This window comes from Alistipes sp. i18-0019-D1, assembly GCF_042852885.1.
In the GTDB taxonomy this organism is placed as follows: domain Bacteria; phylum Bacteroidota; class Bacteroidia; order Bacteroidales; family Rikenellaceae; genus Alistipes.
In genome coordinates, this window is sequence record NZ_AP031424.1 from 798,251 (window position 1) to 810,298 (window position 12,048).

Annotated in this window: 11 protein-coding genes; all 11 read right to left on the reverse strand. The window is 48.8% G+C overall.

Annotation, left to right across the window (positions count from 1 at the left end; translation table 11 throughout):
- Window positions 1–51: 51 nt before the first annotated feature.
- The 11 genes from ACGHP5_RS03175 to ACGHP5_RS03225 all read right to left on the reverse strand — a co-directional run bounded on the left by ACGHP5_RS03175 (window position 52) and on the right by ACGHP5_RS03225 (window position 11,926).
- Window positions 52–1,524 (reverse strand): lipopolysaccharide biosynthesis protein, encoded by a 1,473-nt coding sequence (locus ACGHP5_RS03175; RefSeq protein WP_390568016.1) that lies wholly within the window; start codon window positions 1,522–1,524, stop codon window positions 52–54.
- Between the two features lie 13 nt (window positions 1,525–1,537).
- Entirely contained in the window at window positions 1,538–2,677 is a 1,140-nt protein-coding gene (locus tag ACGHP5_RS03180) for a dTDP-glucose 4,6-dehydratase (protein WP_390568018.1), read from the reverse strand.
- Between the two features lies 1 nt (window position 2,678).
- Entirely contained in the window at window positions 2,679–3,602 is a 924-nt protein-coding gene (gene rfbA, locus ACGHP5_RS03185; RefSeq protein WP_390568020.1) for a glucose-1-phosphate thymidylyltransferase RfbA, read from the reverse strand.
- A gap of 165 nt (window positions 3,603–3,767) precedes the next feature.
- Window positions 3,768–4,988 (reverse strand): nucleotide sugar dehydrogenase, encoded by a 1,221-nt coding sequence (locus tag ACGHP5_RS03190; protein WP_390568021.1) that lies wholly within the window; start codon window positions 4,986–4,988, stop codon window positions 3,768–3,770.
- Window positions 4,989–4,999: 11 nt separating this feature from the next.
- On the reverse strand, window positions 5,000–6,148 hold the full coding sequence (gene wecB, locus ACGHP5_RS03195) for a non-hydrolyzing UDP-N-acetylglucosamine 2-epimerase (protein ID WP_390568022.1): 1,149 nt from the start codon (window positions 6,146–6,148) through the stop codon (window positions 5,000–5,002).
- A gap of 106 nt (window positions 6,149–6,254) precedes the next feature.
- Window positions 6,255–7,421 carry an MraY family glycosyltransferase gene (locus ACGHP5_RS03200; protein WP_390568023.1) on the reverse strand — a complete coding sequence of 389 codons (1,167 nt, stop codon included), beginning with the start codon at window positions 7,419–7,421 and terminating at the stop codon, window positions 6,255–6,257.
- Between the two features lie 33 nt (window positions 7,422–7,454).
- Entirely contained in the window at window positions 7,455–7,805 is a 351-nt protein-coding gene (locus tag ACGHP5_RS03205) for a hypothetical protein (protein ID WP_390568024.1), read from the reverse strand.
- A gap of 4 nt (window positions 7,806–7,809) precedes the next feature.
- A complete protein-coding gene (locus ACGHP5_RS03210) occupies window positions 7,810–8,196 on the reverse strand; it encodes a hypothetical protein (protein ID WP_390568025.1) in 387 nt (128 codons plus the stop codon).
- Window positions 8,197–8,207: 11 nt separating this feature from the next.
- Window positions 8,208–9,242: a transcription termination/antitermination protein NusG gene (locus tag ACGHP5_RS03215; protein WP_390568026.1), complete on the reverse strand. Its 1,035-nt coding sequence runs from the start codon at window positions 9,240–9,242 to the stop codon at window positions 8,208–8,210.
- 607 nt (window positions 9,243–9,849) lie between these two features.
- Entirely contained in the window at window positions 9,850–10,131 is a 282-nt protein-coding gene (locus ACGHP5_RS03220) for a hypothetical protein (RefSeq protein ID WP_390568027.1), read from the reverse strand.
- On the reverse strand, window positions 10,118–11,926 hold the full coding sequence (locus ACGHP5_RS03225) for a reverse transcriptase domain-containing protein (protein WP_390568028.1): 1,809 nt from the start codon (window positions 11,924–11,926) through the stop codon (window positions 10,118–10,120). The genes ACGHP5_RS03220 and ACGHP5_RS03225 overlap by 14 nt, the downstream gene beginning before the upstream one ends.
- Window positions 11,927–12,048 lie beyond the last annotated feature (122 nt).

A 12,048-nucleotide genomic window follows, 5' to 3' on the forward strand; every position in this document is an offset into this window, starting at 1 on the left:
AGTACGCATCCTGGACTCGTCCTGTGGTGCCTCTGATCCGCTGTCCTGATCTCATGATAAGATTGCGGATAGTTTCAATTGTGTCTTTATGGCATTCAGTACGATACTCTTCAATTCCAGGTATTCGCTCAATCGGAAGATTTCACAGAGCGTAATTTGAAGGATGGCGCCGACTCCTATCTGGATGCATAAAACGATAATCGGCTTGACCGGAAGGTACGAAATGCTATAAACCGACATTGCCATACACAGGCTGACGGCAAAGGATGGTAGTATATCCTTTACTTGCTCCGATATGCTGTAATTCAGGAGCGGTTTGGAGTAATATGCGTTGATATAATAGGCGGTTATACCCGTTATCACGCTTCCTATCAACATCCAATAAATACCTACGAAAATGCCCAGCAGGATTGGAATAACGGCAATGAATTTCTTTAAAATCTGTATTTTAAGGAAAAGATCGCTTCTTCCTCGTACCTGCAGTAAACTGAGGTTGATGGCATGTAACGGATAAAGAAACATTTGGAAACATACGATCTGCAGAAAAGGTACACAAGGCAGCCATTTATCGCCTATAAGTACTCTGATCATCGGTTCGGCCACTGCAGCCATTCCCAACATCAAGGTAAAGGTGATGAGCATCGTGGTCTTAATCACTTTCTGATAACCTCTTTTCAATCGGATCAAATCATCCTGAATCTTGCTGAGAGCCGGAAAGGATACCGATTGGACGACCGATGTCAGGTTGGAGGAAAATATCGATCCGAATTCATTGGCTTTCGTATAGTATCCGAGTGTTGCCGGGGCATAAAACTTTCCAATGACTACCTGATATATTTGATTCCAAGTTGTATCGATGATTCCTGCAGCCAGTAATTTTGATCCGAAACCGAAAAGCTCTTTGAAACTTTTCCAGGAAAAAACAAGTTTGGGCAACCAATGGTTATAGATCCAAAGTAGAAGGGTATATACACCCTGTCTGGATATTTGTTGACCGACAAGGCTCCAAATGGCATAACCCTTATAGGCCATTGTGATACCGATGACGCCGCTGGTCAGGGAACTGCCCATGGAAATAAACATCTTACCCTTAAAATCCAACTTTTTCAGCAGGATGGTATTCTGTATTATCGAAAGAGCATTGATGATGAGCACACAGCCCATCACTTTTCCCAAAAGATTCAGCTGCGGCTCGTTGAAAAAATCGGCTATGAGCGGAGAGCAGACGTAGAAGACAAAAAAGAGGATGACACTAAGAATTAAATTCGTATGGAAGACCGTATTGTAATCGTCTTCCGTACAATCGTTCTTTCTTATCAAAGCAGTCCCTAATCCGCTCTCGACAATGCTGTTGAATACGGCAATGAAAATAAGGACGATGCCGATCAGACCGTATTCCGAGGGGGATATGAGCCGAGCCAATACGATACCGACAACGAACGAAATTCCACGGTTCAACACATTATCGAGGAAATTCCATCCGAACCCCTTTATCGTTCGGTTTTTAAGATTTTCTTCACACATTTATATACATGTATCAAGCGTTGCCATACATGGATTCGTAGTATTTCTCATACTCGCCCGAAACGATATCGTCCATCCACTCTTCGTGTTCCAGATACCACCTGACAGTTTTTTCAATGCCTTCCTCGAATTGCAGTGACGGTTCCCATCCGAGTTCTCTTTGGAGTTTGGTCGAATCGATGGCATAGCGCGCGTCATGCCCCAACCGGTCGGTTACATACGTAATCAGGTCCAGGTCGGCACCTTCCGGCCGGTTAAGGAGACGATCGACGGTTTGGATGATTAGTTTGACGATGTCAATGTTTTTCCACTCATTGAATCCGCCGATATTATAGGTCTCGGCAACGATGCCTTTGTGAAAAATCACATCGATGGCTCTTGCATGGTCCTCCACGTACAACCAATCACGTACGTTTTCCCCCTTGCCGTAAACCGGAAGCAATTTGCGACGACGGATGTTGTTGATAAAAAGAGGAATCAGTTTTTCCGGGAACTGGTATGGACCGTAGTTATTCGAACAGTTGGTCACAATGGTCGGCAGTCCGTATGTATCGTGGAAAGCGCGAACGAAATGATCGGATGATGCCTTGGAGGCCGAATAGGGGCTGTGCGGGTTGTATTTGGTCGTTTCATTAAAGAAATCCACCCCGTAAGCTTTCTGCCGTTGCGAACTGGACGCGGGAGAGATAAACGGAGGTTCAATTCCTTCCGGGTGTGTCATCTGGAGTGCTCCGAAAACTTCATCGGTTGAGATGTGATAGAATCGTTTACCCTCATATTTCTCCGGTAGACTTTCCCAATACATTTTAGCCGCCTGTAGCAAGCTCAATGTGCCCATTACGTTGGTCTGGGCAAACGTAAAAGGATCCCTGATACTCCGGTCCACATGACTCTCTGCGGCCAGATGTATGATGCCGTCTACTTTTTCGTCTTGCATCAGGCGGTAGAATGCATCAAAATCGCAGATGTCCAACCTTGCAAATTTGTAGTTGGGATAGTTCTCAACATCAGCAAGGTTGGCAAGATTGCCTGCGTAGGTCAGTTTGTCGAGATTGATAATCTTGTACTGAGGGTATTTCCGCACGAACAGACGGACGACATGACTCCCGATAAAACCGGCCCCACCGGTAATTACTATAGTTCTATTTGGCATATTAATTTCCCACTTTAGAGAGAATATTGGTAGAATTTATGTCACCCTTCAGTTCGTCGATGACTTTGAGGAGGTATTGTCCATATTGGTTCTTCAACATCGGTTGCGCAAGTTCACGCATCTTTTCTTCGGTTATCCAGCCATGGCGATAGGCTATTCCCTCAAGGCTAGCTATCTTCAACCCCTGGCGTTTTTCTACGACTTCAATGTAGGTTGAAGCCTCCGACAGCGAATCGTGTGTTCCGGTATCCAACCAGGCGAAACCTCTCCCAAGCAGTTGTATTTTCAGCTCGTTCGCTTTCAGGAATTCTTGATTCACCGTTGTTATTTCGTACTCTCCGCGAGCGGACGGTTCGATGTTTTTTGCGATTCGTACCACCTTGTTGGGATAGAAATAGAGGCCGACGACTGCATAATTGGATTTGGGACGAGCGGGCTTTTCTTCTATGCTCAGGCAGTTACCCTGTTTGTCGAATTCCGCGACACCATAGCGCTCCGGGTCCTTAACCCAATAACCGAAAACGGTCGCTTTACCCTCTTCTTCCGCCATCTTTACAGCCTGTTTCAACATGCTGGTGAAAAAACTACCGTAGAAAATATTATCCCCCAATACCAGGCACACCGCCTCTTTTCCGATAAAATCGGCTCCTATCGTAAAAGCTTGTGCAAGTCCATCCGGAGAAGGCTGTTCTGCATATTCAAAGTGCATCCCATAATCGCTTCCGTTCCCGAGCAAACGCCTGAACCCCGGAAGATCATAGGGTGTGGAGATGATCAGAATCTCTCGAATACCGGCCAACATCAATACCGATATCGGATAATAGATCATCGGTTTGTCGTAAATCGGCAATAATTGTTTTGAGATGCCTTTTGTAATGGGATATAGACGGGTTCCTGAACCGCCCGCGAGAACGATACCTTTCATATGATGAAGATTTAGGGAATACTTGTTTAACAGATTTCCGTCCTGTTCTGCTTGGAGGCAGAATCCTTGCATATATCCGTTGCGTGAACAGGCAACGTAATTTCATAAACGAATGAAGACAACGTTTCCTGCCCTAAATTCGTTGGACTTGCCGCTTTGATGGAATTAAATATGATAGGTTCCTTCCAACGGACAAATATTGAAGCAATCAAGAATAACTTTTCCTTTCAGTTTATTCCAATTCTGTTTGATATGATCGTGCTTCACCATAAGTACGACCAAGTCGATGCCTTCGAGAAATTCATCGAAATCATGATATTGATTGGCTACGATGTCTGTGGAGACAAACGGATCATATACTTTCAGCGGACGCGCCAAGTGCCGTTCCTGGGCCTCCAGCATCTGCAAGGTCGGACTTTCGCGGTAGTCATCAACATTCTCCTTGTAGGTCAGGCCGTACAGACCTACCTTGCGATTGTCCGTTATTCCCTCTTTCTGCATGATCTCATAGATTCGGTTGAGCACGAAAGCGGGCTGCGAATCATTGGTCTTCATCGATTCGTCGATCACCTTTGCGAGCTGAGGATAGTCTCCCACCAAAAACCACGGATCGACACTGATGCAGTGGCCACCTACTCCAGGACCCGGCTGGAGGATATTCACTCGAGGGTGCATGTTGCATATCTTGATGATCTCATATACATCCATATCATCGTGACGGCATATACGGGCCAGCTCGTTGGCGAAAGCGATGTTGACCGCCCGGAACGTATTTTCCACCACCTTGGTCATTTCGGCCGTACGAATGTCCGTAACGACGATTTCACCCAAGCAGAACGAGGCGTAATAGCTCTTCACTTTCTCGCCGATATCCCGGCTGTCGGCACCGATCGTGCGGTTGTTGTGGAGCAACTCATAAACCATGTTCCCCGGAATGATCCGCTCGGGTGCATGTACGAGATTGATGTCGTCTCCTGTTTTGAAGCCTAACGCTTCTATTTCCGGACGGATATATTTGTCGATTGTTCCCGGTGAAATTGTGGATTCAATTACTATCGTAGCTCCCTTGGGGCATACTTTCATTATATCTTTCACCGCTGCCACCACATAACAGGCATCGACTTTCTTCGAAAACTTGTCATAAGGTGTTGGAACGGAGACTATATACATGTCTGTCTGCTGGTATTGGGTTGTGAATCGTATGCCTGATTTCACCGCAGCTTGGAAGAGTTCGTCAATGCCCTCTTCGCTGAAAGTGGTTCGGCCCGCATTCAGCGTATCGATGAGTTTGCGGTTGTAGTCTGTACCCACGACCTCGACACCGTGGGATGCCATCATCAAAGCAGTGGGCAACCCGATATAGCCCAGTCCAATTACGTTTATCATTTTCTTTTGAGTTAGTTTAAGGCTTCTACTATTCTTTTGCAGGCCAATCCGTCTCCATAAGGATTGACGGCTCTGCTCATCCGATCGTATGCTGCGGCATCGTCAAGAAGTCTGCTGACTTCTTCCGTTATTTTATGGCGGTTTGTCCCTACCAAATGGACTGTCCCCGATGAAATCGCTTCGGGGCGCTCGGTAGTATCGCGCATTACCAATACCGGTTTTCCAAGTCCGGGAGCTTCTTCCTGAATACCGCCGCTGTCCGTAAGTACAATGGTCGATTTATTCATTAAGTAGACGAAAGACAGATATTCGAGCGGCTCGATGAAGAACATGTTTCCAAGATGGCTTAGATCAGCGCCGAATACCTCATGGATGGGTTTACGTACGTTTGGATTAAGATGCATCGGATAAACAAAGTCCACATCCGGATATTTCAGTGCCAGACCTTTGATGGCATGGCACATCGAAAGGAAGCCGTCGCCGAAGTTTTCCCGCCGATGTCCGGTGATGAGCACCAGTCTTTTACCGTCAACGAGCCGATCGACGTCGTAACCGGCATCGTTAAGAATTTTCTTCTGTTCATTGCCGAGCGTTTCATCCGTTCGGAATTTTTCCACGACCCTGTAAAGAGCATCAATCACGGTGTTGCCGGTCACGAATATCCGCCCCGATACTTTTTCTTCTTTCAGGTTGTTTTCCGAAAGGGGTGTCGGAGAAAAATGGTATGCGGCTATTCGTCCCGTTATCTGACGATTCATCTCCTCTGGCCATGGACTGTATATATTGTGAGTCCTCAGTCCGGCTTCTACATGGCCTACCGGTATCTGCTGGTAGAATGCTGCAAGGGCGGTTGCCGTAGAAGTGGATGTATCGCCATGTACAAGAACCAAATCCGGATGCACCTCTTTCAAAATATCCCGCATGCCGATCAGAACCCGAGCTGTAACGTCGTAAAGATCCTGACCTTGCTTCATGATGTTGAGGTCGTAGTCGGGTGCAACTTCGAAGATTTTGAGTACCTGGTCAAGCATTTCTCGATGCTGTCCCGTAACGCAGACTATGACTTTGAATTTCTCTGGATGCTTTTGGAATTCCTTGACAAGAGGACACATTTTTATGGCCTCCGGTCGCGTTCCGAAAACAAGCATTACCTTTTTCATTTTTTTATTTTTATGGTTCGGAATGGGTTGAATAGCGATGATTGTCTTTTATAAACGATCGAGCGCTGTTATAATAGCTTGATCGATAAGTGGACTCGATTGCCTTTTAGATTCTGTCCATCGTTTTCTGAAGCCAGATGAAAATTCCTGTGCGGCTGACATGGGTTCTGTAGCCTAATTGACGCATTATGCCGAGGAAGCGCGTGTTTTGTCGGATATGCCACTGCATGAAATGGTAGGTTCCGAACGTGGCGAGCAGGCTCATTGCCACCACGGCGTAGAACTGCATATCGACCGAGGCCCCGAGAGTCATGAGCAGCCACCAGGCCAGGACGATAAGAAAATTCATGGAGAGGATGGCCACGGTGGTAGCCACATGCGAACAGCCCAGCTCGATGAACATATGGTGCAGATGCGTCTTGTCGGGTCGGAAAGGGGATGCTCCATTGAGCAGCCGGGTCGCCATGACCCGTAGCGTGTCGAACACCGGCACGCTCAGCACGGCCAGTGTGAATGCCACCAGCCCGACCCGCTCGCTGACGTAGGATGCCGACAGAGAACCCTGCTTCAGCACCGCAATGACGAACACCGACATGACGCCCCCCATTACCAGCGTGCCGCCGTCGCCGATAAACATCTTGGATGTTTTTCCGAACACGTTGTGCATAAAAAACGGAATGAGCGCTCCGCCCGATACGGCAGCCAAAATGGCCATCGGGGTGTCCCCCGCCAGGAAAAAGAGCACGCCGAACAGGATGCAGGCCATGATGCAAAACCCGGAGGAGAGTCCGTTCACCCCGTCAATGAGATTGATCGCGTTGATGATTCCCGTCGCGGCGAAAACCGTCAGCGGAATGGCCGCCCAGACAGGTATCTGTCCGATGCCCCACAATGTATGGAAGTCGTCGATACTGTATCCTCCGACGAATATAAGCAGCAGGATCACGATGATTTCGACTAGAAACCGAAACGCCGGCGACAGGTTGAGTATATCGTCCATCGTTCCGGTGTAGAGCATGGCCATCATGGCCATGATGATAACCAGCATGTGCGTGCCGTTCATTACGGGAGCCATGCAGCCCATACTGACGACCACCCCGAAGAATACCGCCACGCCGCCGAGCACGGGCACCGGCGTTCGTTGGAGTTTGCGGGCATCGGGGTTGTCGACGATGTTTTTCAGATTGGCAATCTTCACCAGCCGCGGATGAATCCATGCCACCAGCAGCAGGGAGATGCAGAATGGAATAAATACAAGGTAAAGAGGCGTCATAGGCGTAAAGGTATGTGTTCGACGGGTCAGTGGTCAGGGAGCGTCTATCGTTGCTTCACGCAGCCCGCGGGCCCAGGCACGGTAACTCTTGGACTCGATCCGCAGGCCCGACCGCAGGACGACGCGGCCGGATGCCTCGTTGCCGCCTGAGCAGCTTGCGGCGACGGATTGCAGGCCGCGGGGTGTTACGACGGCTGTGGGCATCATCAGACTCTCGGAGTATGCAGTGATGCAACCCGCGCCGCACACCTGCGCCAGCCGGTCGAGCAGGAATGCCGACATGCCGCAGGCCAGCCACATCCCCGCCTCGTCCAGAAAGTAGAGGTGGACGGTCGAAGCGTCGTTGCGGCACTCGTTGAGGGTAACGGTCTGCAAGTCGGTCATCGTATCAGAGGAATTGCTGTATTTCGTTGCGGTGCCAGCGGCTATACTGGGCGGCGGAAATCTCCGTAGCTATGAGCTGTTTGTACTCCGCGTCGTCGTGCTTGAGCGGGTGACGCCGGACATAGGCGTTCAACTCGCTGTCGGGGATGCTGGCCATCACCACGGGAAACGGGTAGTCGGGGTGGGTGAGCACGCTGATTGCAGGCGCTTTGAAAAGACGACAAAGCAGGTAGGCCGACTGTTCAAATCCCGCCCAGTACTCACCGGTTCCGTAGAGGTGAATGCTGTTGATGTTGTCCTGCTCGCGGCGTACGATCTCCATCAGGCGGGTGTCCACCAACCGCATCAGCCGTATTCCGCAAGGCTCGTCCGAAGGTCGATTGTCTCTCATGGTTCTTTTATTTACTTGCGATGCCCCAGCCACATGTCGTAGTCGTCCAGCCGACGCATGAGCTGCACTTTGCTCTTTTTGGGGTTCTCCTCCGCCCGCCACGGATCGACCAGGGCATGCGCCCGGTCGTAATAGATGCAGTTATCGGTGCATCCGTAGAGCGTTACCAGCAGCAAGGCCCGCGACTGCTCGGCCCTGACGGCGGAAAGAAGTGCCTGCATCACCCCGACGGTGCGCTGGCAGGCCTTTTTGTCGCCCAGAATCGTGTATGCCGGCAGCAGGAGTGCGTAGAGTTTGCACCGCGTGACGTCGGAATCCATCCTCAAACTGCCGTACTGCAACCGGGTTTCTTCGGCCAGTGCGCGATCTTTCTCCGTTAGGGTTGTGCTGTGGTAGCGCTGTAGGGCTTCGTGCAATGCGAGAAACAGCCGGTCGTTGTTCAACCGGGTATAGATGTGCGTGTTGGCCGTGTGGAGCGCGATGACCTCGTATTGTCCGGGGAGCACATGCAATAGCGGCACCCACATCCAGTTATCGATGCAGACCATGATATCCTTGCGTCCGGCGCCCGGCTGGATGATGACGCTCGCCTCGGCGTTTTTGAATTTTCCCTCGGTAATCCGCACCCGGTCGCCTTTCATCAGTCGCTCGGGTTCGGGGGTGTAAACCGGCACCACGTCGGCATAGGAGCGGGCCACCCACCGTAGGTTCCGCATTGCTTCGTCCATGAGGTAGGGATAGTGGCTGTTTTTGCCCTCTTTCACTCGCGGAAGAAAACTGTAAAGCGAGAGTCGGGTTTGCATCAGATGGTAGATTTCATTCTCTGAAGCTTTGACGAAAACGTAATTGTAGAGCAGCGGACGGGCTGTTTCGACCCAATGCCCGTTTTTCTGTGTTACTTCCACATAGGTCGGGGCGAAAAACTCGAATGGCGGCTCCCCGCTGCGCTTCCGGCGCTCCGCTTCGGCCTGCAATTCGCGGGCGCTGCCGCGGTGGCAGGAGGGCAGTGTCAACACATACCACCGGATGGCGCGACTGTTCTGCATACCCGCCAAGGGTGGGGCGGTCGCGGCTTTTTCTATGGCAGCCGATGCTCCTTTTTTGTTCACCTGCTGCCTGGTGCGCTCACTCATAGATACTTCTCGACCATGTCGGCAGGTATACGCAACCTGCAGATTAACAGAGATTTATTATCGAGCATGAAAGCGATTCCCAAAAATTGTATCCCTTTCTGCGTCCGGTTACGTCGTGCGTACCGTATCGGGTAATGTATCCGCCCCGGTCGAACGGCGTACGGTTTCTGTGTAAGAAACCATACTTTTACTACACAAAAGTATGGAATATTGTTTAAACGACCAAACTATTTCGTCTAAATCTTATGCTGAAAAATCCCCCCCCCCCTCCGAAAAACAGCCTCTGAATTAAGTATTTATGTCTGTTCCAAACCGTTAATATTGCCCGAATGGACAATAACGCGCCCTTTCTGTTGCATTCTTTCTTGTAATGGGAAAAGTACCTGAGATCTCGAACTATCAGAACTGTTTTGCGGAAAATGCTGACTTATTAGGCAGATAGACAGCACTTTGCCGGTTGTTATTGGTTTCTTACACAGAAACGGTTCTATTCAAAACCGAACAACTTTACGATTGATCTCTATCTTTGCAACCATTCCATCGTTTGTTTTGCCGGATTTAGTATCTCGATATTCAGAGCTTTCAACTCGCGGGTCCGCTGCTCCAAAGCGGCGATTTGCTGCGTGATTGTGACGTTCGAAAAGTGCGCGTTGACGGCTTTTACAACCTGATTATGTAGGCTAAGCATCCGGCGCCTTGTCATATTTCTATAATAGGTTTCCCAATACTCGCCTCCGAACCGGACATACACCTTCCAGCGTATCCGGCTCTCCACTAATATTGTCAGTCTAAAACGTTCCATGATGTATTTTTTGATGACAGCTACTACAAACAGCCATAGTCTTTCGACGTCTGGCAATCATCAATTTTTCCCAATTCTCCTTGCCTTTCAGTTCTCCGAGTTTACGCACATGGTGCATAACCAGATTATCCGTAGCACCGCACAACTCACATTTCTGAGCTTTCAGCCTGTTTATAAGGCTTGTGGTGCTGACGCCGGGCATTGGATTTGGGCATCTGTCAATCGACCGATCATAGGAAGGTCTTTTTCTTTTGAACCCTTCATTGTATAAGCAGCGTTCTTTTGCTTTGCCGTTTTTTACCGTATATCTCACTGTAAAGACTCCATTGCGTTTGTATTTCTGGCAAATTCGTCTTACCGTGGTTCGGTATTTCCCAGCAAAGGTTTTGTACATACTGTACTGCATGATGTAGTGAAAAGTGTTCAGTTCAGAAGCGTTGTTAGCTATCGAGTAATAGTTGTAAAACCCTCTGATCTCGGCATTGTAACCGTCAAGGATCTCAAGGTCGTCATTATTGATAAGTTCCGACCGGTGTTTGGGAATCCATTGCTCGTGCCCGTTATGATAGCTGAATTTCAGCACCCCGAGTTCCAACAACTTTTTCTTTATCACTTCGGTCGTCACCTTTAATCTGACCTTATTTCCATACACACGGGACAGGTTTCCCCGCTTGTTCCGTTTTTGCAGGTTCGACCTGCGGACAGTCACCTCATATCCGAGGAATTTTGCAGGCTTTTCAGTATGAGTGACGAGCGTTTTTTCATCGGATAATTCCAATGCCAATTCGTTTGCAAGGAAACGCTTTATATCGTCCTTGATCTTTACGGCATCTTCTTTACTGCCGATAATTCCTATCAGGAAGTCGTCGGCATACCTCACATATTTGAGCCTTTTGAAGTTCCTGTCCATAGGAGCGAAGCACGGCATCGCGGATCGGGTTTTGTCTATCTCTTTGAGCCGTTTGACGAGCACTTTTCTTTCTACATCGTTTGTCGCTGTTTTGAGTTCACGCATAACCAGCCTCTTTTGGTAAGTGAGGACTTCGTATTCACGGCACGCTCTTACCCTGTTGCCCCTGTCGAATCCGGCGGCATATTCCTTCATGTACTTATCCAGCTTGTCCAAATAGATATTGGCCAATATCGGACTGATAATTCCACCTTGCGGCATTCCGCTGTACGTTCCATGAAATTGCCATCGTTCCAAGTAACCCGCTTTCAGAAATTTTCTGATAAGTCGTATGAATCGTTCATCGGAAATACGTTTCTTTAAGATGTCGATCAGAATATCATGATTGACATTGTCGAAGAAACCTTTTATATCTCCTTCGATGAACCACTTCTTACCCGTAAAAGTCTTCTGTACGACATTCAATGCGGTGTGGCAGCTGCGATGCAGACGGAAGCCGTATGAAGTATCTTCAAAATGACCTTCGCAAATAGCTTCCAGTACCATTCGTACTACCTCCTGCACCAGTTTGTCATCGAAAGAGGGTACGTCGAGAGGTCGTGTCTTTCCGTTTTTCTTCGGGATATGCACTCTTCTCGATGGCTGGGGAGAGTAGCTTTCGTCTTTCAACGAAAGGATCAGTTTCTCAATGCGGAAAAGGCTCATACGGTCGATGGTTTCCCCGTCTGCACCTTGTGTCATATTACCCGGCTTGGAATAGATGCGTTGATACGCCAGATAATACATTTCCTCATTGAAAAGAATACGATAAAGCCTCTCAAACCTGTATTCCGTGGTTTGACTATGCTTTGTCAGACTGTTTAATACTCTTGCGGGACTTCTCATAATGCCTCTCGCATTTTCCGTTAATCGTATTAATGGATATTAGCTGCCGCCTTTCGTCATGTGCGAGGCTTTCCCTCGCGCGGACTACTACGGAGGCTCCGTTACCATGCCGGATATTCATA